The sequence below is a fragment of the Paenimyroides ummariense genome, from assembly GCF_900115115.1.
GTDB lineage: Bacteria > Bacteroidota > Bacteroidia > Flavobacteriales > Flavobacteriaceae > Flavobacterium > Flavobacterium ummariense.
On record NZ_FOVI01000018.1, the window covers coordinates 18,227 to 42,257 of the forward strand.

At 36.1% G+C, this 24,031-nt stretch carries 38 protein-coding genes; 7 read left to right on the forward strand and 31 right to left on the reverse strand.

Features of this window, described 5'->3' with window-relative positions; genetic code table 11:
* Positions 1-3: 3 nt before the first annotated feature.
* The 26 genes from BM253_RS12130 to BM253_RS12245 all read right to left on the reverse strand — a co-directional run bounded on the left by BM253_RS12130 (position 4) and on the right by BM253_RS12245 (position 15,244).
* On the reverse strand, positions 4-426 hold the full coding sequence (locus BM253_RS12130) for a hypothetical protein (RefSeq protein WP_091524611.1): 423 nt from the start codon (positions 424-426) through the stop codon (positions 4-6).
* A gap of 4 nt (positions 427-430) precedes the next feature.
* The gene (locus tag BM253_RS12135) at positions 431-1,735 is read right to left on the reverse strand and encodes a phage major capsid protein (protein ID WP_091524616.1); all 1,305 of its coding nucleotides are present in this window, start codon (positions 1,733-1,735) and stop codon (positions 431-433) included.
* Position 1,736: 1 nt separating this feature from the next.
* Positions 1,737-2,333, reverse strand: a complete 597-nt coding sequence (locus tag BM253_RS12140; RefSeq protein ID WP_091524620.1) for an HK97 family phage prohead protease — start codon at positions 2,331-2,333, stop codon at positions 1,737-1,739.
* Positions 2,326-3,525 carry a phage portal protein gene (locus BM253_RS12145; protein ID WP_091524623.1) on the reverse strand — a complete coding sequence of 400 codons (1,200 nt, stop codon included), beginning with the start codon at positions 3,523-3,525 and terminating at the stop codon, positions 2,326-2,328. The genes BM253_RS12140 and BM253_RS12145 overlap by 8 nt, the downstream gene beginning before the upstream one ends.
* A gap of 481 nt (positions 3,526-4,006) precedes the next feature.
* Positions 4,007-4,183: a hypothetical protein gene (locus BM253_RS17355; RefSeq protein WP_177205778.1), complete on the reverse strand. Its 177-nt coding sequence runs from the start codon at positions 4,181-4,183 to the stop codon at positions 4,007-4,009.
* A gap of 15 nt (positions 4,184-4,198) precedes the next feature.
* Positions 4,199-4,645, reverse strand: coding sequence for a DUF4406 domain-containing protein (locus tag BM253_RS12150; RefSeq protein ID WP_091524626.1), 447 nt, complete (start codon positions 4,643-4,645; stop codon positions 4,199-4,201).
* Positions 4,646-4,648: 3 nt separating this feature from the next.
* A complete protein-coding gene (locus tag BM253_RS12155; protein ID WP_091524630.1) occupies positions 4,649-4,921 on the reverse strand; it encodes a hypothetical protein in 273 nt (90 codons plus the stop codon).
* Positions 4,918-5,121 (reverse strand): hypothetical protein, encoded by a 204-nt coding sequence (locus BM253_RS12160; RefSeq protein ID WP_143095648.1) that lies wholly within the window; start codon positions 5,119-5,121, stop codon positions 4,918-4,920. The genes BM253_RS12155 and BM253_RS12160 overlap by 4 nt, the downstream gene beginning before the upstream one ends.
* A gap of 4 nt (positions 5,122-5,125) precedes the next feature.
* Positions 5,126-5,374: a hypothetical protein gene (locus BM253_RS12165; protein ID WP_143095649.1), complete on the reverse strand. Its 249-nt coding sequence runs from the start codon at positions 5,372-5,374 to the stop codon at positions 5,126-5,128.
* Positions 5,375-5,638: 264 nt separating this feature from the next.
* On the reverse strand, positions 5,639-5,773 hold the full coding sequence (locus tag BM253_RS17595; RefSeq protein WP_262487591.1) for a hypothetical protein: 135 nt from the start codon (positions 5,771-5,773) through the stop codon (positions 5,639-5,641).
* A gap of 2 nt (positions 5,774-5,775) precedes the next feature.
* Positions 5,776-6,000, reverse strand: a complete 225-nt coding sequence (locus BM253_RS12170; RefSeq protein ID WP_091524640.1) for a hypothetical protein — start codon at positions 5,998-6,000, stop codon at positions 5,776-5,778.
* 9 nt (positions 6,001-6,009) lie between these two features.
* Entirely contained in the window at positions 6,010-6,306 is a 297-nt protein-coding gene (locus tag BM253_RS12175) for a hypothetical protein (protein ID WP_091524644.1), read from the reverse strand.
* Between the two features lie 11 nt (positions 6,307-6,317).
* Positions 6,318-6,572 carry a hypothetical protein gene (locus tag BM253_RS12180; RefSeq protein WP_091524647.1) on the reverse strand — a complete coding sequence of 85 codons (255 nt, stop codon included), beginning with the start codon at positions 6,570-6,572 and terminating at the stop codon, positions 6,318-6,320.
* 35 nt (positions 6,573-6,607) lie between these two features.
* Positions 6,608-6,976 carry a hypothetical protein gene (locus BM253_RS12185; protein WP_091524650.1) on the reverse strand — a complete coding sequence of 123 codons (369 nt, stop codon included), beginning with the start codon at positions 6,974-6,976 and terminating at the stop codon, positions 6,608-6,610.
* An 18-nt stretch (positions 6,977-6,994) separates the two neighbouring features.
* A complete protein-coding gene (locus tag BM253_RS12190; protein ID WP_091524653.1) occupies positions 6,995-8,707 on the reverse strand; it encodes a terminase large subunit in 1,713 nt (570 codons plus the stop codon).
* Positions 8,704-9,084, reverse strand: coding sequence for an HNH endonuclease (locus tag BM253_RS12195; RefSeq protein WP_091524657.1), 381 nt, complete (start codon positions 9,082-9,084; stop codon positions 8,704-8,706). Before BM253_RS12195 ends, BM253_RS12190 begins: the two co-directional genes overlap by 4 nt.
* A gap of 10 nt (positions 9,085-9,094) precedes the next feature.
* The gene (locus BM253_RS12200) at positions 9,095-9,331 is read right to left on the reverse strand and encodes a hypothetical protein (RefSeq protein WP_091524661.1); all 237 of its coding nucleotides are present in this window, start codon (positions 9,329-9,331) and stop codon (positions 9,095-9,097) included.
* Positions 9,332-9,334: 3 nt separating this feature from the next.
* A complete protein-coding gene (locus BM253_RS12205; RefSeq protein ID WP_091524665.1) occupies positions 9,335-9,808 on the reverse strand; it encodes a P27 family phage terminase small subunit in 474 nt (157 codons plus the stop codon).
* Between the two features lie 147 nt (positions 9,809-9,955).
* Positions 9,956-10,324, reverse strand: coding sequence for a hypothetical protein (locus BM253_RS12210; protein ID WP_091524668.1), 369 nt, complete (start codon positions 10,322-10,324; stop codon positions 9,956-9,958).
* A 16-nt stretch (positions 10,325-10,340) separates the two neighbouring features.
* Positions 10,341-10,637, reverse strand: a complete 297-nt coding sequence (locus tag BM253_RS12215) for an HNH endonuclease (RefSeq protein WP_091524672.1) — start codon at positions 10,635-10,637, stop codon at positions 10,341-10,343.
* Positions 10,638-10,648: 11 nt separating this feature from the next.
* Positions 10,649-12,097 (reverse strand): replicative DNA helicase, encoded by a 1,449-nt coding sequence (locus BM253_RS12220; RefSeq protein ID WP_091524676.1) that lies wholly within the window; start codon positions 12,095-12,097, stop codon positions 10,649-10,651.
* Positions 12,098-12,109: 12 nt separating this feature from the next.
* Positions 12,110-12,757 carry a helix-turn-helix domain-containing protein gene (locus BM253_RS12225; RefSeq protein ID WP_091524679.1) on the reverse strand — a complete coding sequence of 216 codons (648 nt, stop codon included), beginning with the start codon at positions 12,755-12,757 and terminating at the stop codon, positions 12,110-12,112.
* Positions 12,758-12,760: 3 nt separating this feature from the next.
* Positions 12,761-13,258, reverse strand: a complete 498-nt coding sequence (locus BM253_RS12230; RefSeq protein ID WP_091524684.1) for a hypothetical protein — start codon at positions 13,256-13,258, stop codon at positions 12,761-12,763.
* Positions 13,255-14,103 (reverse strand): HNH endonuclease signature motif containing protein, encoded by an 849-nt coding sequence (locus BM253_RS12235; RefSeq protein ID WP_218154378.1) that lies wholly within the window; start codon positions 14,101-14,103, stop codon positions 13,255-13,257. Before BM253_RS12235 ends, BM253_RS12230 begins: the two co-directional genes overlap by 4 nt.
* 12 nt (positions 14,104-14,115) lie before the next feature.
* Positions 14,116-14,826 carry a hypothetical protein gene (locus tag BM253_RS12240; RefSeq protein WP_091524690.1) on the reverse strand — a complete coding sequence of 237 codons (711 nt, stop codon included), beginning with the start codon at positions 14,824-14,826 and terminating at the stop codon, positions 14,116-14,118.
* Positions 14,819-15,244: a hypothetical protein gene (locus BM253_RS12245; protein WP_091524694.1), complete on the reverse strand. Its 426-nt coding sequence runs from the start codon at positions 15,242-15,244 to the stop codon at positions 14,819-14,821. The genes BM253_RS12240 and BM253_RS12245 overlap by 8 nt, the downstream gene beginning before the upstream one ends.
* Before the next feature lie 239 nt (positions 15,245-15,483).
* Here BM253_RS12245 and BM253_RS12250 point away from each other — a divergent pair, with 239 nt between their 5' ends.
* On the forward strand, positions 15,484-15,654 hold the full coding sequence (locus BM253_RS12250; protein WP_091524697.1) for a DUF2158 domain-containing protein: 171 nt from the start codon (positions 15,484-15,486) through the stop codon (positions 15,652-15,654).
* 88 nt (positions 15,655-15,742) lie between these two features.
* On the opposite strand, the gene BM253_RS17600 is transcribed toward BM253_RS12250, so the two are convergent.
* From BM253_RS17600 to BM253_RS12260, 3 genes are read right to left on the reverse strand one after another with little or no spacing between them, the layout of a single operon-like run.
* Positions 15,743-15,871: a hypothetical protein gene (locus BM253_RS17600; RefSeq protein ID WP_262487592.1), complete on the reverse strand. Its 129-nt coding sequence runs from the start codon at positions 15,869-15,871 to the stop codon at positions 15,743-15,745.
* Position 15,872: 1 nt separating this feature from the next.
* Positions 15,873-16,190 carry a hypothetical protein gene (locus tag BM253_RS12255; RefSeq protein WP_091524700.1) on the reverse strand — a complete coding sequence of 106 codons (318 nt, stop codon included), beginning with the start codon at positions 16,188-16,190 and terminating at the stop codon, positions 15,873-15,875.
* A 2-nt stretch (positions 16,191-16,192) separates the two neighbouring features.
* The gene (locus BM253_RS12260) at positions 16,193-16,432 is read right to left on the reverse strand and encodes a hypothetical protein (RefSeq protein WP_091524703.1); all 240 of its coding nucleotides are present in this window, start codon (positions 16,430-16,432) and stop codon (positions 16,193-16,195) included.
* 183 nt (positions 16,433-16,615) lie between these two features.
* Here BM253_RS12260 and BM253_RS12265 point away from each other — a divergent pair, with 183 nt between their 5' ends.
* Genes BM253_RS12265 through BM253_RS12275 form a run of 3 tightly spaced genes read left to right on the forward strand, consistent with a single transcriptional unit; the run spans position 16,616 to position 18,540 of the window.
* Complete coding sequence (locus BM253_RS12265; RefSeq protein ID WP_091524708.1) at positions 16,616-17,044, forward strand: helix-turn-helix domain-containing protein; 429 nt, start codon at positions 16,616-16,618, stop codon at positions 17,042-17,044.
* 11 nt (positions 17,045-17,055) lie between these two features.
* Positions 17,056-17,613: a DUF4468 domain-containing protein gene (locus BM253_RS12270; RefSeq protein WP_091524712.1), complete on the forward strand. Its 558-nt coding sequence runs from the start codon at positions 17,056-17,058 to the stop codon at positions 17,611-17,613.
* A 57-nt stretch (positions 17,614-17,670) separates the two neighbouring features.
* Positions 17,671-18,540 carry an AbiJ-NTD4 domain-containing protein gene (locus BM253_RS12275; protein ID WP_091524716.1) on the forward strand — a complete coding sequence of 290 codons (870 nt, stop codon included), beginning with the start codon at positions 17,671-17,673 and terminating at the stop codon, positions 18,538-18,540.
* Between the two features lie 249 nt (positions 18,541-18,789).
* Here the strand turns inward: BM253_RS12275 and BM253_RS12285 are convergent, their stop codons facing one another.
* Positions 18,790-20,013 (reverse strand): tyrosine-type recombinase/integrase, encoded by a 1,224-nt coding sequence (locus BM253_RS12285; RefSeq protein WP_091524722.1) that lies wholly within the window; start codon positions 20,011-20,013, stop codon positions 18,790-18,792.
* 165 nt (positions 20,014-20,178) lie between these two features.
* Here BM253_RS12285 and pyrE point away from each other — a divergent pair, with 165 nt between their 5' ends.
* From pyrE to lpdA, 3 genes are all read left to right on the forward strand, one after another.
* Complete coding sequence (gene pyrE, locus BM253_RS12290) at positions 20,179-20,820, forward strand: orotate phosphoribosyltransferase (protein ID WP_091524725.1); 642 nt, start codon at positions 20,179-20,181, stop codon at positions 20,818-20,820.
* 13 nt (positions 20,821-20,833) lie between these two features.
* A complete protein-coding gene (locus tag BM253_RS12295) occupies positions 20,834-21,226 on the forward strand; it encodes an orotate phosphoribosyltransferase (protein WP_091524728.1) in 393 nt (130 codons plus the stop codon).
* 80 nt (positions 21,227-21,306) lie between these two features.
* Entirely contained in the window at positions 21,307-22,710 is a 1,404-nt protein-coding gene (gene lpdA / locus BM253_RS12300) for a dihydrolipoyl dehydrogenase (protein ID WP_091524731.1), read from the forward strand.
* A 49-nt stretch (positions 22,711-22,759) separates the two neighbouring features.
* Here the strand turns inward: lpdA and BM253_RS12305 are convergent, their stop codons facing one another.
* A complete protein-coding gene (locus tag BM253_RS12305) occupies positions 22,760-23,962 on the reverse strand; it encodes a DNA recombination protein RmuC (protein ID WP_177205779.1) in 1,203 nt (400 codons plus the stop codon).
* Positions 23,963-24,031 lie beyond the last annotated feature (69 nt).

Sequence of the window (24,031 nt, forward strand, 5' to 3'; positions counted from 1 at the left end):
AAACTACTTTACGTATTCGGCGTATTTAAGTTCAACCATTTCGTCTGCCTGGTTAGCAGGGTGCGATACAACCTGACCAACGTTGTACGGAAGAAACCATCTACCTGCCGGCGCAAGTAAAATTTTAATCTTAACATTACCGTCTTTATCCACTTTTCGAAATGATGATGAATCAATTTCTTCTGCAGATAAGTCTTCGATCTTTGTTTTAAGATCAGCGTTTTCGGTTTCCAATTCAGTTACACGGTCTTTTAAAACTTGGTTTTCGTTTAGCAGCGTATTTCTTTCAGCTGCAGTTTCAGTTGCCGAAAGTTCTTTTGCTTCTAATTCCGTAATACGATCTTTTAAGGCACCGTTTTCGGTTTGTAACTGTTCAACCGTAATTTCCGGCTGAACAGTTTCTTTTGCTTTTTCTTTCTTATCCATAATACTATGCTGTTAAGAATTTGTTTACCGCGAATGCTTTTGGTAAAGCAATAATTACGTTCGCGTATAAGTTTACATAAACCACAATTGCACCCGAACCAGCCTGTGTAAAAGGATCAACCGTGAATTGCGCTCCTCCCCACTGACCAACAGTCATTTGCGACCAATCGCCGTAGATTAACGGATGATTGCCTGCTAATTCCGGAACTAAAGACGAAGCAACATGCTTCATTCCTCCCAATTTTCCTTCTTCCAATAAGAAACGACCCGAACCTGCATCTTTTTTAACACCTTCTAACACCGATGCCAAAACGTTATCAGACAAGAAACCTAAAGAAATATCGGTTGAATCAGCATCTCTTACCAAACCTTTCAATTCCAAAATATCTGCATACTCCGGCGTTTTCGCAGCGGTAACAGCAGAAAGGTTGATACCAGGAACATTTAACAAACCTAAAGGCTGCTTAAGACCGTTACCGTTAATCGCCGCACGCTCAATCGCTCTTTTCGCAGCACTTCTAAACTGGTTGATAATTAACGCTTCCACATCAACCGAAGACTGCAACATTAATTGGTTAGAAATCATTACACCCGCTGCCGCTCTTTTAGGTTTTAACGTTGGTCCTGAAAACTCACTGGCTTTTAATGTAACAGCTTCGTTTTCGTCTAACCAGTCTAATTCAAAACTTTTATTAATCGGTAACGATAAGTTCCCCGTTAAACCTGTTAATAAATTAGCACCCAAATCTTCTAAAAACAACTTAGGCACAAAATCGTTAACCATTCTAATATCGGTAGGAACCAACGCCCCACCAAACGCACCTGCATCACCGGTTACCGATTGCGTTGTTGCACGCATCATATACGAAGGAATAGAGAACGAACGATCGGTTGATTTAAAATCTAAATTCAAACTTGCAGCTTCCTTCAAAGCCATATCGTTTACTTCTTTTTCAACACCTTCCAACTTACCAGCCGATGCTTCTCGAAGTGCTTTACTAAACGAGAAACGTTTTTGAATATTATTCACTTCGCGCTGTTCAGAACTTTCGCCTAAATCACCACCGTGAAATCCTTGTCCAACCGATGTTGCTGTTAACGATGCCATACGCAATTCACGCGCTTCGTTACGTTCTGCAGTTTCAATCTGCGTATCAAGGTCGGCAATTTCATCATCCTGATTATCTAATTCCTGCTGCTCTTCGGGTGTAAACTCACGCTTTTCAGCTTTTGCTTTATCGGTTGTTTCCTGCTGTTTTCTTAACAAAGCAGTTCTTAACTCTTTTAATTGTAAAGACTTTCTTTTCATTTTACAAAAACTTTTGTTTGTTAATTTTTAATTGTCGTTCAAACACTGATCGACTTACTTTTTTTTCTTCGTTTTCTTCAGTCTTTTTTAAAGAAGTTCTGATTTCTTCTAAACTTTCAACACTGCGTTTTAACGCATCGGGATTTGATCCTACCGGAACAATTGACCATTCCAACAATTCTTGACGGATAAAATAAATTACATCGGGATTTTCGCCTTTGTCAAAATCGCCCCAACGCCATTCAATCGGATTTGCCCCGATACTTGCCATTCTCAACGTACCGTTTTGTATCTTTCGCCAAACGGTATCGGCAACCGGGTTTCCTTCTTCCAGCGTAAGTAAAGCAATCAGCTGATTACCTTCTACACGAACTTCAGAAGTTCCGATAATCATGTCCGGATCATCGCTCCATGATTTGTGGTTGTAAAACACAATAGGCGATCGGTTGTAGCGTTCTAAATCCCAACCATCAATTTTAAAAACAGTGTCGTAAGTATCAACGGCTTCGGTGCTGATTACAAATTCAGCCTGCCGTTTTTCTTTTTGTTCGTCGGTTATCGCACGGATAACCGCATCGCGCACCATCATTTTACTCATCTGCTTCTTGTTCTTTTTTGTTCATTGTTAACAAGTGTGACATTAATTCCATGTTTACAGGCGTTAAAATCTCGTCTAATCCTTCACGCGGATTTCGGTCTTCTAACTCACGTATTTCGTTACGATCGTAAATTCCGGCATATACCATTTTGGTATAAAATTCTGCCTGACTTTTTAAATCGCCACGTAAAAAACCTTTTTCGTTAAACTTCACGTAATCATCTGTTGGATGATTTTTTGGAAACAATTTGCGGTTTAATTCAGCTTCAATCTTGCCGATCCAACCCATTAAACAGTCAACCACATATTGTATGTTTTGCTGCTCTAAAGTGTTGAAATTAGCATTGGTTAAAGATTTTAGCTTATGCACCGGCATGTTTAACCAGCGCGCAATATCTTCAATACTGAAGCGACCGGTTTCTAAAAACTGCGCTTCGGCAGGTGTAATGCCAATAGATTTGTATTTTAATCCAAAATCTAAAGCAGCTACACGAAAAGCTCCGGGTTCGTTCATTCGGGCTTTAAATCCTTCAATAATCAACTTCTTATTACCGTCTTTAACTTCCGAATCACTTTCAATAACACCGTAACCCATTCCGCGCTTGCTGTACATTTCGGCACCGTAATCGTGCGCATCTAACTGCACGCCCAAATTTGCCGCCGCAAAGCTTATTACCGAAATTCCGCGAATACCATTTAACGTAAAGCCTTTAAAATGCAATATGTCTGCACTGTTGATTTGTTCGCCCTTAAGGGCATAGATCAGTTTATGATCTGTTTTTTTTACATCGACTTTCTCGTTATCTAATATGTCAAAGAACTCTTCTTCGCCGGTTGTAGCATTTCGGTAGATTTTTACAAACGCTTCGCCTTTTAAAAGCATAAGCAGTACAATAACCCGCCAAAAATCAAAAGCTGTCATAATTTCGTTAGGTGCCGTTGCAATAAGGTAATTTGCCGGGTGTATGTGTAACTTTTCGCGCACACGGTCGGTTTTACGGTAGATTGCTTTGGGCATTTTAGCGATATCGGTTGATAGCTGGTCCACACCGTTAAAGAACGCAGATAAGGTTAATGAGGTTTTTGCCGTTGCAATGCTTTTTGAGTTACCGCCACCAAAGCCCCAAAACGGACTGTAAGTACTGGTATCGTCTTGAGCACCGAAACTAAAAATTTTACTTAATATGCTCATTTCCTTACTATTTATAGTGTAAAAGTAGTTTTGCTAAAATGGTTTGGTGTAACATCTGTTACAAAGTGCGTTTAGGGCATAAAAAAAACCGATACTGAAAAGCATCGGTTTATAAAAGCCTAAAAAATTACTAAATTCCAATATCGTTCACCGATACGTTTTGCTAAATTTTCATCATTATTTCATGATTTAAACAAGTTTTAAAATTCAAAAATAGGTTTACCATAAAACAATTAAGTAACATTTGTTACAAAGTGAGTTTAAGGCATAAAAAAACCGATACTGAAAAGCACCGGTTTTTTATCAAATTAAAAACACAACAACAATTAACGACCTTTAAGATTTTTAAAAAATAAGTCTGCTAACCGGTAGCAGACTTATAGCTAAAGATACCAACCTTTAAAATCGAAATAATCTTGTACAATATTACCGCTTGCTTTTTTTAATAGTGTAACATTTGTTACAAAGTGAGAATTATGTTTTATTCTTTAAAACTACCATCTCTTTTTTGTTGTATTTTAACAGCACTATCGATATCAACACCGCAATAATCTAAATTTGCACCTGCCATTATACCACTATGCACCCAGTAATGATCCGCCCAAAGCGTAAACCAACCATTATCTTTTAAGTACTTTTCTTTTTCTTCTTTACTCATTACCCTAACCACTTACTACAAGTGGGAAGTTTTGTTTTTAACCTGATTTAACAATTTTAAAGCTGTTTCGTTAGCCCGTAAAATACTAAACATATTACCAGCGAATTTTAAATTCAAAACCACATTAGCGCTATCTAAATAAGAAACATACTTTGTAATATCGGCAATAGCAGAATCGATAAAAGTTATACCAAATGCTTTAGCAATTGTAATTTCCAACATCGCACCTTTTGAATTACGACTATTTTTCATCGGGTAAATAAAATCACAATCCATTAAAGCAGCTATGCAGATTTTCATTGCGGCTTTCCATTCGGTTGCAGGATCGGTAACTATATCGATCGGGCTTACAACTTCAAATCCTTTTTGGGTAAAGTATTCTTTTAACGTATTAAAGTTGTTTTCTACAACCGTACGTTCTAAACCGGTTACTTTACCGGCTATGTATATTTTTTGTTTCATATATTAAAAGTTTTGTAGTCTATCAATTTCGGCAGCAATCAAAGCCCCGGCGATAATTAAACGTTTTTTATAATCTTTTCCAGTCAGTTTATTCCATATATCCCGATCCCAATACAAAGGTCTACCAGTTTCGCGTGGATCAAACTCTAATAATCTTTTAGCAGCTACACTTAACTGTTTTTCTGAATTATACTTAAGATCCAACTCAATTGTTCTTGCATGAACTTCAATTTGTTGTCTACGTTCATCAGCTATAAGTTCTATTCCGCTTTTCATAACCGCACTTTATTAAACAACATAAAAACTCGCATATAAACAAACGCCTGTACCAGCATTAAGGCATACACCACCATTTGGCGTGCAAAATAGGCATCAATAAAACGCCAGTCTAACAGCAACGATGTAAACAACAGCGTTACGGCACACAGCAGTATAATTGCTATGTTAAACAGAAATATTTTTAATTCGTTTTTCATTTTTTTATCTTTTAATTGATTTTCTACTGTAGTACATTCTAAAAGCCGCATAGGTTGCAAAAAGTTCGCTGCCAAAATATTCGGCATACAGCGTATTTAGGTATTCAAAAGCATCTTTGCGGGTGGTGTAGTTGTTGCATATTTTAAAAAAATAGGCATGAAACTTATCGCGGGTGCTAATGCTTTGCATAAGCTGTATTTTTTGCTGCAATTTTTCGTTTTCTGCTTTTAGGGCAATTTCTAACTGATTCATTTTTAAGCTTTTTAAGGTTGTAACTGTTTTTCGTGTATTTATTATTTCGATTTCAAAAGTCACGAAACTTTTTGTCGTTGGCACCTTTTTGCCTAAAATGTAGTATTTGCTTTTTTAAAAAGATTTTTGTAAGAATTTAACTAAAACTTTAATTAAGTTTCTATAACCGGCTCTGAAAGCCACTTTTTACACACCGCACAAATAATTACGGTTTTTTCTATGGTTACAACACTTTCCAGAACAATTTTCACTTGTTTTGGGTGTTTACAATCTGCCGCCATTACCACTGCTGTTTTTAAGGAAGTTTAAAATGTAATCGCGCTGCTGTTCGGTAGGTTTTACTTTGTAATTACCGCATTTAGAATACAGCAATATATCCATATCCTTAATATCTGCCATGTTTACAACCGCACCCATACCCTTTGTGTATTAGTTTGGTTAAATTCTTTGCGCTGTATGCGTACACAGGCTAAATTTCGGTGTAGGTTTTGCTGTGCCGGTTGCACGCTTACCGCACGCGGTGATTTTTCTTTAGGTGTTACCGCATAACGTTTAATTTCTAAAGCTGCCGATATTACTATTGCCAATACCAGCAGCACCATGATTGTTTTAAATAGATTTTTCATTTTTTACGCTTATTTAGGTTCAAAATTTGTAATTCGTGAACTCCATTCAATAGCTTGCTCAATCGTTTCAATAGCGTTTATCCAAATAAACATATCGCCAGCCGATAAACAAATACCGCTGTTAATACCGGTATTCCCAACAAGCAAACAAGGAACTTCATCTTCTTCAAGTTCGTTTTCTTTAATCACCGAATCTTCAATCAAATCGTATTTATAATGAAACATCGGATCATCTTCTATTTTCTTAAAACCCAAAGGCAAAAACTTTGCATCGTTTTTTTTAAAGAATTCTTTTTTATAATTCATTTTGTTTTATTTTAAAAGTTTTCGTGTAAGATTGGCGTGCCTTTATCGTACACTTTTTTAATTTTTGTTTCCGGATCCAGATGTTTGCATTCCGATGCAGGAAAACAGCCATCTTCGCTATTATCTACATCTATGTAATGATCTTCTTGCAACTGTTCTGCCGAAATATCTGTGATTGCTTCGTCTTCACGCCAAAGAATTACATTTTTACTTAATTCTGATTCCGGCAAACTGTTACAGAAATCTTTTAATTCTTGATAGGTCATTTTGTTTTGCCGATTGCTACAATCGGGAAGTTTTATTAATTATCAAATAAATCATATTGCACAGAAATTGTTTTACCAGCACCGTAACAAGCCATTCCTAACATTTTTAGTACAGGATTGTACATACACGGCAATTCTTGCAGCGTACACCAATGATTAGCAGATGTATCTCTGTGGATACAACCCGAACAAGATTCTTCACTACCGTAACGCCAATAATCAGCTAAATCGGGATTTTCTTTTGCCAATTCAGTCATATTCTTTTCCCACCGGAGTTTTCTTACTTCAGGTGAATAATCTTCCGGGTTTTTGCCTAAAATCTGTTCAAAAGAACTGTAAGTATTTATTTCATCTATCGAAATTGGGTACTTTTCTCTTATTTTCTGAATTTCCTTTTCTTCCATCTTATTTCAATTAAAAGGTTATACATAAATTTCGTCTTGTTCTGTAGCGTACTTATCGGTAGGTTCATCGGGTGAAAGCGATCCGCCCAACGCCATGATTGCTGCAATTATAGCATCGATACGCTTACCGTTGTAGTTAGATTTGCCTTTGTGCACCTTTACGTTGCCCGAAGCATCTTCTACAATTACGCAACCCGATAGTGCCCAGGTTAAAACCGGGTTACCGTCGTGCTTTATTTTACCGTCGTACACCAGTTTTTCAAACTGTTTGGTTGGCGATGTCATGTTACTTATTGCCTGACTGAAATACGATACATTCATTTCTTTTTTTACAAGGTTTTGCGCCATGAATTCGCAGTTCCAGCGGTCGGCTTCTATGCGCTGCACGTTTAGCGGCTTGTAATTTTCGGTAATGTAGGTTTCAATTTCGTCGTAATCGGCAGTTGCACCGGGCGTTTTTATAATGTAACCGGCTGCAGCCCACGCTTCGTAATCAACGCCATCGTTTTCAGATTTGGCACGCACGGTATCTTCGGGGCAAAATATAAAAGGCTTAATGTAACGGTCGCCGTTTTCGTCGGGTTCCGATAGTGCAACAAACGCGGTTAAATCGGTTGTAGTAGATAAATCTAATCCGGCAAAGCTGCCTAACTTTTCAAATTTATCCATTGGCAGCTCATCTACTTTGTTTTGCATCCAAATTTCGCGCGGAATCCAAATTGTTGGCGCATCAACCCACATGTTTAAATGTTTGGTTTTAAAATTGGGCATTTTACTGGGTTGGTTTACCGCCTTGGTAAATTCGGTCCGTATTCCTTCTAAATTTAGACCGCCACCCAATAACGGATTTGCCTTAAACCAGTTGCTTTCGTCCATCCAATCATCGCCATCATCTAAATCGTGAATCATGATCCAAAGGCGGTCGTCGGTTTTATCGCCTTGCAAAACTTCGTTAACAGCATCTTCGTAGTTTTTACAAACGCCTGCAAGGTTAACACCCGCCGTTGTTATGTGATAGGTAATAGGCTGCAAACGGTTTACCGATGACGATTCCAAATTTTCTTTAACAGCATCGGACGCGTGCGCGTGGTATTCGTCGATTATTGAAAGATGCGCGTTAATACCGTCTTGTGTTTTACTGTCGCCACCCAAAGCACGCATGGTGCTGCCGGTACGTTTAAACTGAATTTCGGATTGCAGGCAGCGAAATCCCATTGCTTTTAACGCCGGGTTTGCTTTAGGACTTTCGATAAACTGCCGTGCCTGGGTCCAGCACAATTTTGCCTGCGCTTCTTTTGTTGCACCTACGTAGATTTGTGCTTCCATTTCAACATCAAAACTCATGCAGTAGAGTGCAAGCCCCGCCATTTCGGCTGTTTTTCCGTTTTTCTTTGCGCGTTTGTCGTACACGGTGCGTATTCGGCGGGTTCCGGTTTCGGTGTGTATCCACCCGAAAAGGTTGTACATGGTAAACGCCTGAAACGGCTGCAGTACAAAAGGCTGCCCTGCCATTGCGCCCGTGGTGTGGTTTATAAAGGTTGAAAAAAAGTGCAGTATAAACATGCCTTTTTTGTGATCGAGATGAAAACCGCTTTCCGGTGCATCGGCAATCCATTTGTAAAAGCGTTCAACCGCCAACTTTATTTTTCGCCCTGTTTTTATTTCACCGCTTTCCACCTTTTGCGCATACTGAAACGCAGGGCTTTGTAGCATTTCGGGTGTTGGGATCATAGCGTTTCAAAGTAAAATTTAACTTCAATTTCCGTTTCATTAATCAATCCGTATTTTTTAGCAAACTTGTATTGCGTTGAATATTGATTTAATGAATTTACAAACTGCGCGATCTTTCTTCGAAGCTGCTCGATAGATTCTGAACTTTTCAAAATATTGCAGCTGGCACAACTCGGATTAAAATTTCCTAAAGTATGATTTTGAGGTTTCTCGCAAGTTGGTAAAGAAGTTACTTTACCATTTACGATTTTAAGATCCCTAACCACCGGTTCGATGTGATCAACATGCCAACCTTTTTTTAATTCACAACCACAATAAGCGCATTTACCGTTGTACTTTTCAAATACTATTTGCCGTTCTTGTTTTGAAATTTTCATAAGCCATTTTTTAAAGATTAATTATTTCATGCCCTGGGCAACCATTCCCGAAAGGATCAAAACCTTCGCAATCATCACCCGGTATTAACTTGTAACCTTTGTTTTGAAATCCGGCTAATTCTTTTCGCGCTTCAGCATCGCTTAAAACAACACCGTTTTCATCTTCTAGAAAATCTATTTTTTTGTTTTTATAGTTTCTTAATAAACCTTCAATGTTACAAGAAATATGATGTTTTACTGTTTTCATAAACTATCCATGTTTTTCAAAAAAGTTATTAAAAATATCTAACTGCTGCGGGTCTTCTTTAATCTGCGTAAGCTTTGCACGGTCTTTAAAACTAAAGCCAAAGTGTTTAGAAATTTCGTCAATGTCTTTTAAGCACTTTTCGCGTAAGGTCCAATGCGCAGAAACGTTTGCCGCACCGCTTGTATAAGTTTGCACCAAACCGCCGTTGTAACCCCGTTTAGAAATTTCTTTCTCCGCTTGTATGTAATAGTCAATACTTTGTGCCAACCGGTGCAAATGGAACAAATCGGTTTTGGTAAGTTTGTTACTGCTTACCAATTGGTCACCGTAATATTTGTACCAAAACTTTTGGTCTTTTGTTAGTTCAAACTTAGCAAGTGCCGCAGGCAGTTTTGTTATTATTTCGTAAAGGTTGTTATTACTTTTTTTCGTTTCGGCATCTTTCCAGCCATCACCCGAATTGTGAATAACTTCCATTGGTAAAAATTTAATTATTAATGTTTTATACCCCCCTCCCTAAAAAATAGCACGGAGTAAAAATCTGGTTAAACAGCGATGTACGCTAGGGTCAACCTTTCAAAAATTGACCCCATACCCCTAAATGTTAAAGAAAATTTTAACATTTTAAGAATTATATAAATCTGCTGCAACACACTTGCACGAAGCAAGATTAACCTGCGTTAACCTTACCTTTAAGCGCGAAATCTTTCGATCCTTTACAAGTTCAAAGCTTTTGTTTAAGAAACCGATCTGTTTACCATTTGGCAGCGTTAAAACAATTCTGTCAGCCTCAAGATGATAAAGACAAACACCCGAACCTTCAACTTGTTTATTAGCAACCATGATAACGAACGCTAATTCAGTGCTTTTAACTTTACATTTTACTTCGGTCTTTATTAAATGTGGTAACGTTTCACCTGTTGGCAACATTACTTTGTGATATCCATTCTCTGTAAACACAGTAGGAATATCTTTATTAAACTTTTTTCTCATTGTTTTAATTATTAAATTATTTATCTCGTGCCGACTTACTATCGTGGCACTTTTTGCATAAGCTTTGCAGGTTATCCATGCTGTAACCGTCGCCGCCTTTCTTTACCGGTGTAATGTGATCGGCAACAGTAGCAATGGTTACAAGATCTTTTTCTTCGCAGTGTTTACACAACGGAAACTTTTCTAACTGCAAGGCACGTAGCTTGCGCCACTTGCGTGCGTTGTAATCAAAGTCGTCGTGTGTGCGGGTACGCTCGAACGGTTTACGTTCTTGCACCCAAGGTCGCTTAACTGTTGGTATCTTCTTTGGCATCGCTTATTGTTTTAAAATATACTTCCATCTACATTCTCGTTAGGTTGTACAGGCGGATAAACATACGGTTGATCTACATGCACATTAGTAAACTTGTTTTCGTTCATACCCGAAAGCGGATCGTAATCCATGTACTTTGTTCGGTTAGCATCGTACCACAAACCAACGGTACCTAAACCGCCGCTTCGGTTCTTTGCAACGATAAACTCACTATTCTCACCAGGACCGATCAACTCTTCATCGATATTCAACCCGTAATATTCTGCACGGTACAAGAAAGCAACAATATCAGCATCCTGCTCAATATCGCCCGATTCCTTCAAATGGTGCAACGCAGGTCGTTTAGTAGGTGTTTTCTCAACCTCACGACTTAACTGCGCCAAACCAATCACAGCGATATCCAGTTCCTTTGCCAAAGCTTTCAAACCCTGCGTTACTTTACCGGTTTCGGTTCTAATATCTTTACCTGCACCAGCACTAAGCTGGATATAATCTACAATAAGCAGTTTAATACCGTGCTTACGGTGCAGTAACCTTGCCTTGCGTTTAATTTCGTTGATATTCAACGCCGGGCGATCGTCTATGTGAATGTTATAATCAAACATTTCGCTGGTTACACGGTGTAAGGTTTCAAAGTATTTGTTGTGTTCAAAACCGTTAAGCGTTAGCTGCTTTAGGTGCAAACTGCTGTTTAAAGCAACCGCACGGGTAGCTAACTGCACCGCACTCATTTCAAGCGAAATAAAACCAACACCATGACCCGCACGCGCTGCCGATATCATACTGCTGCCAACAAACGCTGTTTTTCCCATTCCAGGGCGTGCACCAATCACAATGAATTCGCCACCCTTCCAACCGCCAAACATTTTGTTAAGCTTTGTAAATCCGGTTTCAATACCAATTAAATCGTTTTCGCCTGCGTTTGTTAGCATTTCAACATTTCGGGCAACCTGCTGTAAGGTTTCGCGCCAGCTAACATCTGTTTTACCCGATGCAACTTCTTCGTGCAGCTTAACAAAATCGTTATCAATCAAATCCATCAGCTCTAACGAATCAACTGCATCATCGTACGCCAAGCGAATAGCTTCGGAAGACAGCCCGATGATCTTTCGTTTGATGTAGTACTGCTTTAAAATATGCGCATGATAATCGATATGCGCCGCCGATGCTATTTTTTGGGTTAGATTGATCAGATAGAAATCACCGCCCGCTTCTTCCAGCTTTTTCATCGCCCGTAATTCGTTCGAAACCGAAAGAATATCAACAGGAATGTTTTTGTTTGATAATCTGGCAATGGCTTCAAAAACCATTTGGTGCGCCGGTTTGTAAAAAACATCGGGCGTTTTAATTACATGCAGCAGATCGATAACCGATGCGTTATCTACCAACACCGCGCCCAGCACCGCTTCTTCAATATCAACAGCCTGGGGTGGTATTAAGCCTTTTTTTAAATCGCTCATAAACTTTAGTTTTTAGATTTGAAAACGTTTGTTAGCCGGATTGCTTGCAACTATTGCAACATCGGGGCGGAATTTACTCTGGTTTGTAAACCAATTGTTAAAATACAGCTGCGCACGTGCGTTGATTGTTTTGGCATCGTAATTCCGATTTTCAAGGTCGAAGGTTAGGTTAAAGCTTTCTTTTGCTTTTTCGAAATCGGAAATTTTTGACTGATATTTCATCAGCAAACTTTCATATTCCGAAGGATAATTTTTCGATAAGAAATCGAGCGCGTTTGCTTTATTATTAATTGTATTATTATATGTATTATTATGTTTGACGATTTCGTCAAGGGGTGTTGACGATTTCGTCAAGGGGTGTTTGACGATTTCGTCAAGGGCTTTGATTTTTTCGTCAAGGGATATTTTGCGTATAAATCGCCCTTGATTTTCGACCGAAATAAAAATAAATTTGTGCTTTTTTAGATCAGAAATCCATCGTGAAATTGTTTCTTCCGAAACTTCGTACAATTCTGCAAAGTAGCTGTTTTCTGCCCAGCAAAACCCGTCTTTATTACACAAAGCCGTAATTTCGCCGTACAACAGTTTTGCATTAGCCTTTAAGCCTTTACAATACCGAACATTTGCCGGTATTATTGCATAATAAGTGGGTGCGTTCATGCTTTAAGATTTATCGGTTTGCAGTTTGATATAGTCAAGTTCCAACCTACCAATATTTATCATTTCTTTTGTAATGGCAGTTACAGCCTTTGTTTTTTCAATCAACTCAGGCGTAACCTTATCAGTATTAAACTGATCTAACATATTTTGCAACACATCTGTTGCTGTATTTGACACTTTAGGCAGATAGATCTTTTTATCTGCCATAGCGATACTAATTGACTTATTATCTTCCATCTGTGTAATAATATTTTTAGTTTTTTCAATTTCATTATGCATTTTAAGCAACTGTTTTCTGTTAATTTCTTCGGGGTCTAAAAATTTTATAGTTTTTAAAAAAGCATCAGCATCAATCCCCAGCATATTAAAAACTTTTTGTTTTGTAATAATTACAAATTGGGTACCGTGCAGCACTTTGCTTTTTTCAACTTCAAAAACATTCATACCAAAAGAAAACATTACTCCTGGAGCAAATGTTTCGGTAAATGTTAAAACATTCATTTATTTTCGTGTTGTTTAATTTCACGTTTAAGCAAGTAATGTTTTTGCACAAGGTTTAATAAAGCAGGATTTTGACTTTTCATATAATCAACTTCAACCTGCGTTAAATTCAAAAACCTTTTTGCTAAAGCTTCGGGCGTGTAACCGTTTTTCTTTAACTGATCGCTTCGTGAAATAATGTATAAATTATCTATTACAACATTTTGCGTGTTACCGTCTTTAAACTGCACGTTGTAACCTTTTGGAATTGCTCCGTTGTGCTGTTCCCAAACAATACGGTGTTTTAACTTCCAGTTTTTTACCATTGGTACATTATCAACCTTTATTTCAATATAACCGTCATCGGTAATGCGTTCGGTTCCAATAGGCACTGTGTTAATAGGCACGTTTCCTTTTTTAAAAAATGTTGGTTCTAACTTTGCCCGCATTTCAGCCGATAGTTTTTTTCCTTTGTTAGGCGGAACAGATCCTTTTTTAATAAGCGAATCTGCTTTAAATTTTTCTTTTATTTCTGCAGGCACAACCAGGTTTAAAAACTTGTAGCGGTCTGTTACAAAACCACCTGTTTTACCAATGATAGAACCAATTCTTTTAGCAGGAATTTTATCGTAATTCGCCAAAATAAACGCATCAAATTGCGCTGAATTATTTTTTAACTGGTGTATTCTGCTGTTTTTAGCAGCAATTTGCTGTTTAGTTAACCGCAAATTACTTCTATCCAAATATGTTTTTACAGTCCAAAAAGGTATTTGCAGATATTCAGCTATTTCGCGCCGTGAAAGCGTGGTGTAATAACAATGGATAAACAAACGTTCATCCATTGTTAGTGGTCCTGTGTAACTCATAACAAAACCATTTTACTCCTGATAAATACGCAGCTGCGGATGCAGTTCACGGATTTTTTCAACTTCACCACCAATTAAACGTTCGCTTTCTTCGGCAATAATCTGTTTTAAATCGGGCGATACCAGCATACATTCTAAATCTTCATCCAAAACAACTTCAACCGGAACAACAACTTTTGGCTGCCCTTTAAAAATTGGCAGTTCTATATTGAAAGATTCCGGAATGTTTGACTGCACTACCTGATCAATCAACGCGCGTTTGTTTCCGCGATCGTCTTTATTGGCTTCGATAGCACGGTTAACAGTTGCTTTTATGTTTTTCAAAGTTGAAACCAATTCCATTGCAACCGATTTACTTTCGAATAAATGGCGGTTCATTTTGATAAAATCTGCTAATTGAAAAGTAGAATATCGTTTGCCTTTGTTTATTTCGAACGCTTCCAAATCGGGATTTAAAAGAATAGATCCGTTTAATTTGTACGGATGACGTTCTGTTAAACCGTAAACCAAACGCATTGCTAAATTATCGTACGAAAAAATCAATGCAGAATCTAAAATTATAGACAACAAAACATTTTCTTTCGACAAAAATTCAAATAGCGAAAAAATTGTAACGTTTGTAACATTTACATCCCTGCCGGTATGCACCGGCACTGCTTCACCGTTACGGATCACCAATTCTTTTACTCCGTTTTCTACTGAAATGTTTATTTCTTTAGCCATTTTTTACAACTTTAAAATTATCGGTTATACTGTATTGTTTTTCGTTCTGCATTAGCGGTCGGCTGTACACCAATTCGCCTAAACGATTGTAGTAACACATCATTTGTTCATCCATATCAGCTAAAAGAAAAACTTCTTCGGTAACCTCTTCGCTGCTGGTACGAACACCTTGAATAATTTGTGCCATTTCTACTTTTAACGGTTTAGCTATTGCCTTATAATTTTCGCGATGCATTTTCAATTCATCATCAGCCGCCGATAATTCTATTGCTTTTTGCGTGTAAGCATTTTGAAGCTCGATAACTTCGGCAGGATCTAGCGCACGCAAATACGTGCGGCTTTCTACCTTTGTGGCATTATCGCGAAGCAATTGTTCGCGATCTTTAGGACTTCGGTCCTGAAACATAAATTTTTCCATAAAAATTTTGTTTTATGATTATTATAAATTGTTGTTGTAAAAATTTCGATATGTCAAAGAACGTGTGAAAAGCAGCGCCCAATCCTTAAACACCCTTTTCGCGAAAACAGCCATAACAAAGCGTTGTTATGAATTTTGTGGATTGATTTGCACCGTTGTAGCATCGAAGCAAGTTTCTTTTTCAAAACCAACGGTTTTTTTAATTATATTTAAAACCTTAACTAAAAAATATAATTATCATGAATGAATTTAAAATTGGCGACGTTGTTACGTTAAAATCAGGTAGTATCGACATGACTATTTACCAGATTTACAACAATAACCAGTACGCCCATTTAACATGGTTTGACCCAACAACCAGCACTATTAAAACACATGAAGGTGTACCAACAGTCGCATTAAAGAAGTAATGCTTAAAATTAACAGGCTAGGTATCTAGTCTGTTTTTTTTATTTATTCCCATTCGCAACCAGCTGCTGCATAAACACAGCAAGTATGTTACTTACGTGTGTTGGTTCTGCGTTTGTGTTTGTATTCGTCATAAATTTCACATGCTCTTAAAAAATAAATTGGCAGCACAGCTAACGCCACCCAGATCATTGAAAGCCAAAAACCTTTTGTTCCCATTTTATAAATAGTTTAAGCGCACCAGCGCGCTGGTTAAAATCATTAAGCGTTTTGTTTTAGCACATTTGTAAGTTTCACCTTCTTTAAACTTTCCTTCGGATATCCAGTAGGCTAGGGCTGTTTTACTTTTAACAGGCAAAATTTTAGCATCTAAAACCTGTTTAAAAGTTGCTGCCTTTAACTTTTTTAAATTGGCACGTTTTACTTGCAGGTCAAACTCCATATTGCCCACAAACTCACTTGCCTTGCCAATTACCAAACCGTTGGTTTTTAAAAAATCGGTAAATTCTGTTACCGGTATTACGTTAATTGGCTGCATGGCTATAGCTTTTTAATTAAGTTTTCTAATTCGTCTAAAAATTTCAAACTGCGGAACATCCAAAACAGCCTTAAATTTTTGGTATCTTTTTCGTTGTTTAATTCCGGCAAACACAAATGCACAATATTTAAAAACTGCTTTTGCGTGTTATATCCTTTATGCCTAAATTCATTCACAACCCAAACAGCACGTATTTGGCTGTGCATTCTTTCATTTTTAGGTATTAAAACATAAGTCTTCATTACACAATTTGTTTAATAAAATGCACAATTTTGTAAAAGTTTGGTACAAATTTTGTATTTTCACACTGTAAAATTGTGCAGTAAAATTTATAATGTCAAATATATGCACAATATTTTACATTAAACAATAAAAATGCACAATATTTTACAATTTAACACGAAATAAAATACAAATTGCTATAAATGAACACTTTAGACGTAAAAGAAATTCGTAAAAAACTACAATTAACACAGGAAGAACTTGGGAATTTGATTGGAGTAAGTAGAAATACAATCATAAATTACGAAAAAGGCGGCAAAATTCCAGATTCAAAAAGCACAATATTAAACAACTTGCTTAACGAAAATGCACAAAATAAAAACATCGTAAACGAACCGGAAGCGGTTTACGAAACGGGGTTTGATAAAAAAATTGCAGAATCGAAAAAAGAAATTGAAAAAATTAAAGAAGAAATTTTAAAATTCGAAAATAAAATAGAACAGGATCCAACCAAAAAAGTAACCTACGAAAAATACATAAGCAGCTACGAAGAACAGATTTTTTTGTTGAACGAAATAATTAATATTACTTTAGAAGCAAAGAAAGATTTTTTAGAGAATAACGAAGTTTAAAAGTTACCATTATGAAACAAACACTACTATTTTTATTATTGGTTTCAGGCGTAAATATTTCATTTGCGCAGATTGCATTTTCAGGTAAAGAATTTCAGAACACAATAATTACCAGTTGTGAAAACAAAACAGCAGAAGAAATGTATCAAAAAGCCCTTAACTGGATTTCGTACACGTTTAATTCGCCGAATGATGTTTTAATGGCAAAAATAGAAAACGAATACATTCGTTTTGAAGGAGCGAAAGAACATCTTGTTTGCTGGGAAACCATAGGCACCATTTGCAACAACGGAAAATTTACAGTAGAACTATCTTTCAAAGACGGAAGGTATAAATTTGAATTAATAAAATTGCAACAATACATTCCATATACCGGTTACGGACCGCACGGCTGGGATGATGTTAATTTTGAGTACGTTACAGCTAACATGTACAAAAATAACGGAAAATTACGCCCGAAATATCAGCATTTCATTAGCGATATGCCCGAATATTTCAACAATTTAAATAAGCAACTGCAGCAATTTATTCAAAACGAAAATATTCCAAGCAAAAGAGAAGATTGGTAGACAACAAACTAAAAGAAGAACTTACACCGATAAATAACTAGATAAAAAAAAAAGCTTATGAAATTTTCAGAAAGAATGGGTTTTAAAGAACCACGCAATACAATACAGACAGAAAGTGTGGATTTGGAATTAAAAAATGAACTTTGGAATGTTTTATACTTACAGTATCTAGACGAACCAAAAAAGAACTATCAATTTTTAGACGAATGTAGATTAGAGCATTATAAACTTTTTACACTTTTATGGTTGTATTATTTTAAAAATAAAATAGACAACCAATCTATTAATATTGAACATAATATTCAAAATATAAATAGTCATCTTTATTCAAAATTTGATAGATGGTACTATATATACGACATAATCGAATTCATTTTTGCAAACTTTGAAATACCAGATGAATTTGATAATTTAGAACACAGAAAATACACGACAGAACTATTAAACGACGCGTTAGAATCCAATTTATCAGGATACCGTTTTATAAATGGATTATTTTCTCCTATAACTAACGAACAAGAAATAGAAGCTATAGAAGAAGCAGTAATTAATACTGATGAATACAACACAGTTTCTTCCCACCTTAATAAAGCATTAGAGCTTTTATCCGATAAGAAAGCACCGGACTTTAGCAATTCAATAAAAGAATCAATTTCAGCAATAGAATCGTATTTTAAAGTTTTCTTTAAAGACCCTAATATCAGCTTTGGAAACTCTTTAAACAATTTAGAACACAATCACGGCTTAGATAAGCAAATTAAAGAATCCATATTGAGAATTTACGGCTATTCAAATAACACTGGAGCAATAAGACATGGGCTAAAACCCGGCGACACAACTGATAAAATAAAATTAGCCGAAGCAAAATACATGCTAGTAACATGCAGCGCTTTTATTAATTATTTAAAAGAAACAAACGCTAATTAAAAACAAAATAACTATGGAATTAATAACACTCAGTACACCAATTTTAGAAGGTGATAGAATAATGTATAATCAAAATATCTACACGGTAACGGAATCAAACTACCAAATAGGAAACCCATATTTTAATATTGATTTAGCAGTTTACACAATTACAAACATAACCACACACGAAACATTCAACATGTTCCACAGCACATTAATACATAACAACGCTTATAAATTATAAATCCCACCAATTGGCGGGATTTTTTATATACCATCGGTATCAATAATTTTAAACAACGCTTCATCGCGCACGGTTTCGCTAAACTTATCTTTATAAAAATTATCAATATCATCGCGCACATGGCCCATAAGCTCGCGGATAATATCAGCATCGATCATCAACTGCTTTGCGCGGTTACCAAAAGTATGGCGCACTACTTTAACCCCAATATTACCACCGGTTGGCAAAATCTCTACCTTTAAATCTTTTTGCATAGCAATTAAGCTGGTGCGGTACTTATGAATAAAGGTGCTGTATTCTCTACTTGTTTTACCCCACGGAAACAACCAATCGCCATCAGCAGCTTTATACTTGCTAATAATATTTTTTGCCTTTGGGTGCACCTTTAAGTTGGTTACCTGTTCAGTTTTACTTCGCTGTATAATTACACGGTCCTTAAATAAAGCTGTTTTCTTTAAAAAGTATAAATCAGTCAAATCGCAACCGCCGAAATAAAACTGCAGCAAAAAAATATCCATATACCTACGGCGTGCAGGCAGATCTGTCTGGTAATTTTCAAAACGCGCAATATCTTTTATATCCAGGTACTTCTTTTTAGAATCAAAACTCTTTACCTTTAAGTTGTCCATAGTATTTTTAAAGGGTGTTTTATCTTCTAAATTGTATTTGCGGATTCCTTTATTATACATTGCCTTTAAATGACTAATATAATGCTGTATGGTTTTACGGGTTGCTCCGGCATTTTCATACCGTTTTCTAAACTGCATAATCTTGTTATAATCAATTTCGGCAAATTTAATATCCGGGTAAAATTTCTTAAACTGATTCAATGAGTTTTTATTCGCATCTGCATTTCCCTTAATACGGTTCCGTAAAATTAAATCACCACGCTTTTCGGCTTCGGCAACCGCTTTTAAATCTTCGGCAATAAAATCTTCACAAAACTTAATAAAAGAAATTTCATCAACCTCTTCGTCAAACAAAACCGCCATTGCTTCATTTACATTTACACAACCTTTCGCAAGCAATTTTCGGGCTTTTAGCTTTAAATCCATTAAACGCGGCAATAATTCTTCGTAATCGGGATGTTTTTCATTTATTAGTTGCATTTCTTCGTTAAAATGTTCTAATTTTGAAAACCCAATCACTTTTTGCTTTCGTTCACGAAGATGATTGCAGTAAATTATAAGTTCATAACCATTGCCACGATCTCCGTTTGATTTGTTAAGTTTTATTACGATTTTCATATTGGAGTTTTATTGTACTTTTGTTGTAAAATAGTGTAATTTAATTACAATAAAAGTATAAAAAGCAATTAGAAAGATAAAATAAATTTACTACCAACAATTGTAAGTAAAAGAATATCAGTTGTTTAAAAAGCAAAATTGACTTAGGGGTAAAAATAATATAGTATGATTTTTAACGACAATACAGCACAGAAAACGGCCGAATTGCTTTTACAAATAAACGCAATTAAATTAAATCCTAAAAATCCTTTTACATGGGCTTCAGGATGGAAATCGCCAATTTATTGCGACAATCGCATAACTCTTTCATTTCCAGAGATTAGAAAATTTTTAAAGAACGAATTTGCTGCAAACATTGTAGAGAAATTTGGTAAGCCAGATTATATCGCAGGCGTTGCTACCGGTGCCATTGGTATTGGTTTGTTGGTTGCCGAAGCGTTAGAACTGCCTTTTGTTTACGTTCGCCCGGAACCAAAAAAGCACGGTCGCCAAAATCAGATCGAAGGTCAGTTTGAAGCTGGTAAAAGCGTAGTTGTGGTTGAAGATTTAATCAGCACCGGAAAGAGCAGTTTGCAGGCAGTTGATGCGTTACGTGCTGCCGATGCCAATATTTTAGGAATGGCTGCTATTTTTACGTATGGATTTGATGTTGCTGCAGAAAATTTTAAAAATGCAGACATACAGTTGGTAACATTAAGCAATTATCCAACGTTGTTAAAAGCGGCGGTAGAAAAAAATTATATCTCGCAAGAAGAAGTTGCTACTTTGAGTGATTGGAGTAAAGATCCTTCTGTTTGGGGAGTTTAAAAAGATATAAATTATGAATTTAGAAAGTCCGATAGTAACTGTTCAAAAATCATCAGCGTATTTGTTTGATGCTTTAGGCAATATTAAAAATTTCGAAAAGTTAATGCCCGAAAACATTGCAAAGTTTGAAGTGATAGATGAAAACTGCTTTGAATTTGCTTTAAAAGGAATGCCCGAAATTAAGCTGGTTAAAAAAAGTGCTACACCAAATACCGAAGTTGTTTTAGGTGCGGCAAGCAGTAAACTGCCATTTACCTTAATTGCCAAATTAGATGAAAAATCTGCAGAAGAAACTAATGTTCAGTTGTTTTTCGAAGGCGATTTTAACCCAATGATGGCAATGATGATTAAAGGACCAATTGGTAAGTTCATTGAAACGTTGGCTCAAAATATGGTAAAGCTGTAAAAACAGTTATTTAATTATCAATCAAAATAATAAATCGTACTTTTGTACAACTTTTAATTTTACACTAAAAAATATAAAATATGAATTCATTTGACGTAGTTGTAATAGGTTCTGGTCCGGGCGGATATGTTTCGGCAATTCGTTGCGCACAATTGGGAATGAAAACTGCAATCATTGAAAAATACGCAACTTTAGGAGGTACTTGTTTAAATGTTGGATGTATTCCTTCTAAAGCTTTATTGGCATCATCGCACCATGTTGATGAAATTAAACATTTTGCAGATCACGGAATTGAATTACCGGGTGATGTAAAAATCGATCTAGAAAAAATGATTGCCCGCAAACAGGCAGTTGTTGATCAAACTTGTGGTGGCGTTAAGTTTTTAATGGATAAAAACAAGATTACCGTTTTTGAGGGTGTTGGATCTTTTGAAAATGCAACTACAATTAATGTTACAAAAAATGATGGTTCTGTAGAGCAGATTTCTGCAAAAAATACCATCATTGCAACAGGATCTAAACCATCTTCTTTACCTTTTATTACTATCGATAAAGAACGTGTTATTACTTCTACCGAAGCATTAAAGTTAAAAGAAATACCTAAACACTTAATCATTATTGGTGGTGGTGTCATTGGTTTAGAACTTGGTCAGGTTTATTTACGTTTAGGCGCACAAGTTTCTGTTGTAGAATACGCAGACCGCGTGTTACCTACTATGGACGGAGCTGTTTCTAAAGAATTGACAAAAGTGTTGAAGAAAGCAGGAATGAAATTCTACACTTCGCATAAAGTTCAAAAAGTTGAAAGAAACGGCGATGCTGTTTTGGTTGAAGCTTTAAACACTAAAAACGAAGTGATTTCTTTAGATGGAGATTATGCGTTGGTTTGCGTTGGTCGTCGTCCGTACACTGATGGATTGAATGCTGATAAAGCCGGAGTTAAAATTACAGAAAGAGGTCAGGTTGAAGTAAACGATCATTTACAAACATCAGCTTCAAATATTTATGCAATTGGCGATGTTGTTCGTGGAGCAATGTTGGCGCACAAGGCAGAAGAAGAAGGTGTTATGGTTGCTGAACAATTAGCAGGTCAAAAACCACATATCGATTATAATTTGATTCCTGGTGTTGTATATACTTGGCCAGAAGTTGCTGCTGTTGGAAAAACAGAAGAGCAATTAAAAGCCGAAAACAAAGAATACAAAGTTGGTCAGTTTCCATTTAAAGCTTTAGGTCGCGCACGTGCATCTTCTGATTTAGACGGATTTGTTAAGATCTTGGCAGATAAAACTACCGACGAAATATTAGGTTTCCACATTGTTGGTGCTCGTGCTGCAGATTTAATTGCAGAAGCAGTTGTTGCAATGGAATACCGCGCATCGGCAGAAGATATTTCTCGTATGTCACATGCACACCCAACTTTTGCAGAAGCTATTAAAGAAGCTGCTTTGGCTGCTACAGAAAATAGAGCGTTACACGTGTAGTTTACAAAATATCACAATAAAAAAAATCGAACATAATGTTCGATTTTTTTTATGCTATAAATTCAGAATCATCTTCATCATTAAAATCATTCAGAACATTTTTAGGCGAAATTCCATATTTCAACAAATGATTTGTTTGTGAAAGAATGTTTCCTCTGCCATCTTTTAACTGATTCTGTGCTTTTAAATACGAATCCTGTGCCTGTTGAATTTGCTTGCCAACCTGCTCAAAACTTTTGGTAAAAAGAACTGTTTTTTCATAGATTTTTTCGGCTTGTTTTACAATTTTTTGTGCCGATTTATCTTGTTTGTCTTTATTCCATAAATCTGAAATCAATTTTAAGCAAGCAATCAAGTTTGTGGGACTAATCAATAAAATACGCTTTTTGTACGCATCATTCCATAAATTAGTGTCGGTTTGTAATGCCAGTAAATACGCAGGTTCAATAGGAATGAATAACATCGTGAAATCCAATCCGTCAATTAAATCATTATAATTCTTCGCACTTAATTCATCAATATGCAAACGCAAAGCCTTTAAATGATTGTTCAGATAAATAGTCTGTTCTTCAGTACTTTCGCTATTGCAGTAAGCATCATAAGCATTCAGCGAAACCTTTGAATCTACAATTATAGAACGGTTATTTGGTAAATCAATAATAATATCCGGACGTACATTTTTACCTTCGTTTGTAACCAAATTACTTTGCGTACGATATTCACGATTTTTAACCAAGCCCGATTTTTGTAAGATATTCTCTAAAATAAGTTCGCCCCAATCGCCTTGTTTTTTATGGTTTGTTTTTAGTGCATTTGCCAAATTGGTAGCTTCAGTACTAATTTTATTGGTTTGCAGCATTAATTCTTTAATGCGTTCGTCTAAAGAAAACCGAATTTTCGATTCTTTATCATAAGTTTCTTCCACCTGCTTTTTAAACCGTTCGATATTTTCACTCAAAGGCTGTAAAATGGCATCAATATTTTGTTTGTTGGCAGCGGTAAACCGTTCCGATTTTTCTTCCAGTAATTTCTGCGCGATATTTTCAAACTGTAATGTTGTCTGGTTGTGTAAATGTTCGATTTCTGTTTTTTGAAATAATAATTTTTCTTTTAAAACACTATTTTCTGCTACAATATTCAGTTTTTCTTCTATCAGTACTTTTAAATCATTTGATAATATGTGTTGATTTTCTTTGAAAACGATAAGTTCATTCGATAAAATTTCATTTCGAATTTTTAAATCTTGATTCAAACTTTTTTGATTTATTAACTGTTCATTTGTTTGGTTAATAGCGTTTTCAGAAGAAATTGAATGTCGTTT

Excerpts from the sequence above, each read along its gene's own strand:
- BM253_RS12130 (WP_091524611.1), bottom strand. The coding sequence starts at position 426 with ATGGATAAGAAAGAAAAAGCAAAAGAAACTGTTCAGCCGGAAATTACG.
- BM253_RS12135 (WP_091524616.1), bottom strand. The coding sequence starts at position 1,735 with ATGAAAAGAAAGTCTTTACAATTAAAAGAGTTAAGAACTGCTTTGTTA.
- BM253_RS12140 (WP_091524620.1), bottom strand. The coding sequence starts at position 2,333 with ATGAGTAAAATGATGGTGCGCGATGCGGTTATCCGTGCGATAACCGAC.
- BM253_RS12145 (WP_091524623.1), bottom strand. The coding sequence starts at position 3,525 with ATGAGCATATTAAGTAAAATTTTTAGTTTCGGTGCTCAAGACGATACC.
- BM253_RS17355 (WP_177205778.1), bottom strand. The coding sequence starts at position 4,183 with ATGAGTAAAGAAGAAAAAGAAAAGTACTTAAAAGATAATGGTTGGTTT.
- BM253_RS12150 (WP_091524626.1), bottom strand. The coding sequence starts at position 4,645 with ATGAAACAAAAAATATACATAGCCGGTAAAGTAACCGGTTTAGAACGT.
- BM253_RS12155 (WP_091524630.1), bottom strand. The coding sequence starts at position 4,921 with ATGAAAAGCGGAATAGAACTTATAGCTGATGAACGTAGACAACAAATT.
- BM253_RS12160 (WP_143095648.1), bottom strand. The coding sequence starts at position 5,121 with ATGAAAAACGAATTAAAAATATTTCTGTTTAACATAGCAATTATACTG.
- BM253_RS12165 (WP_143095649.1), bottom strand. The coding sequence starts at position 5,374 with ATGAATCAGTTAGAAATTGCCCTAAAAGCAGAAAACGAAAAATTGCAG.
- BM253_RS17595 (WP_262487591.1), bottom strand. The coding sequence starts at position 5,773 with ATGGCAGATATTAAGGATATGGATATATTGCTGTATTCTAAATGCGGT.
- BM253_RS12170 (WP_091524640.1), bottom strand. The coding sequence starts at position 6,000 with ATGAAAAATCTATTTAAAACAATCATGGTGCTGCTGGTATTGGCAATA.
- BM253_RS12175 (WP_091524644.1), bottom strand. The coding sequence starts at position 6,306 with ATGAATTATAAAAAAGAATTCTTTAAAAAAAACGATGCAAAGTTTTTG.
- BM253_RS12180 (WP_091524647.1), bottom strand. The coding sequence starts at position 6,572 with ATGACCTATCAAGAATTAAAAGATTTCTGTAACAGTTTGCCGGAATCA.
- BM253_RS12185 (WP_091524650.1), bottom strand. The coding sequence starts at position 6,976 with ATGGAAGAAAAGGAAATTCAGAAAATAAGAGAAAAGTACCCAATTTCG.
- BM253_RS12190 (WP_091524653.1), bottom strand. The coding sequence starts at position 8,707 with ATGATCCCAACACCCGAAATGCTACAAAGCCCTGCGTTTCAGTATGCG.
- BM253_RS12195 (WP_091524657.1), bottom strand. The coding sequence starts at position 9,084 with ATGAAAATTTCAAAACAAGAACGGCAAATAGTATTTGAAAAGTACAAC.
- BM253_RS12200 (WP_091524661.1), bottom strand. The coding sequence starts at position 9,331 with ATGAAAACAGTAAAACATCATATTTCTTGTAACATTGAAGGTTTATTA.
- BM253_RS12205 (WP_091524665.1), bottom strand. The coding sequence starts at position 9,808 with ATGGAAGTTATTCACAATTCGGGTGATGGCTGGAAAGATGCCGAAACG.
- BM253_RS12210 (WP_091524668.1), bottom strand. The coding sequence starts at position 10,324 with ATGAGAAAAAAGTTTAATAAAGATATTCCTACTGTGTTTACAGAGAAT.
- BM253_RS12215 (WP_091524672.1), bottom strand. The coding sequence starts at position 10,637 with ATGCCAAAGAAGATACCAACAGTTAAGCGACCTTGGGTGCAAGAACGT.
- BM253_RS12220 (WP_091524676.1), bottom strand. The coding sequence starts at position 12,097 with ATGAGCGATTTAAAAAAAGGCTTAATACCACCCCAGGCTGTTGATATT.
- BM253_RS12225 (WP_091524679.1), bottom strand. The coding sequence starts at position 12,757 with ATGAACGCACCCACTTATTATGCAATAATACCGGCAAATGTTCGGTAT.
- BM253_RS12230 (WP_091524684.1), bottom strand. The coding sequence starts at position 13,258 with ATGAATGTTTTAACATTTACCGAAACATTTGCTCCAGGAGTAATGTTT.
- BM253_RS12235 (WP_218154378.1), bottom strand. The coding sequence starts at position 14,103 with ATGAGTTACACAGGACCACTAACAATGGATGAACGTTTGTTTATCCAT.
- BM253_RS12240 (WP_091524690.1), bottom strand. The coding sequence starts at position 14,826 with ATGGCTAAAGAAATAAACATTTCAGTAGAAAACGGAGTAAAAGAATTG.
- BM253_RS12245 (WP_091524694.1), bottom strand. The coding sequence starts at position 15,244 with ATGGAAAAATTTATGTTTCAGGACCGAAGTCCTAAAGATCGCGAACAA.
- BM253_RS12250 (WP_091524697.1), top strand. The coding sequence starts at position 15,484 with ATGAATGAATTTAAAATTGGCGACGTTGTTACGTTAAAATCAGGTAGT.
- BM253_RS17600 (WP_262487592.1), bottom strand. The coding sequence starts at position 15,871 with ATGGGAACAAAAGGTTTTTGGCTTTCAATGATCTGGGTGGCGTTAGCT.
- BM253_RS12255 (WP_091524700.1), bottom strand. The coding sequence starts at position 16,190 with ATGCAGCCAATTAACGTAATACCGGTAACAGAATTTACCGATTTTTTA.
- BM253_RS12260 (WP_091524703.1), bottom strand. The coding sequence starts at position 16,432 with ATGAAGACTTATGTTTTAATACCTAAAAATGAAAGAATGCACAGCCAA.
- BM253_RS12265 (WP_091524708.1), top strand. The coding sequence starts at position 16,616 with ATGAACACTTTAGACGTAAAAGAAATTCGTAAAAAACTACAATTAACA.
- BM253_RS12270 (WP_091524712.1), top strand. The coding sequence starts at position 17,056 with ATGAAACAAACACTACTATTTTTATTATTGGTTTCAGGCGTAAATATT.
- BM253_RS12275 (WP_091524716.1), top strand. The coding sequence starts at position 17,671 with ATGAAATTTTCAGAAAGAATGGGTTTTAAAGAACCACGCAATACAATA.
- BM253_RS12285 (WP_091524722.1), bottom strand. The coding sequence starts at position 20,013 with ATGAAAATCGTAATAAAACTTAACAAATCAAACGGAGATCGTGGCAAT.
- pyrE (WP_091524725.1), top strand. The coding sequence starts at position 20,179 with ATGATTTTTAACGACAATACAGCACAGAAAACGGCCGAATTGCTTTTA.
- BM253_RS12295 (WP_091524728.1), top strand. The coding sequence starts at position 20,834 with ATGAATTTAGAAAGTCCGATAGTAACTGTTCAAAAATCATCAGCGTAT.
- lpdA (WP_091524731.1), top strand. The coding sequence starts at position 21,307 with ATGAATTCATTTGACGTAGTTGTAATAGGTTCTGGTCCGGGCGGATAT.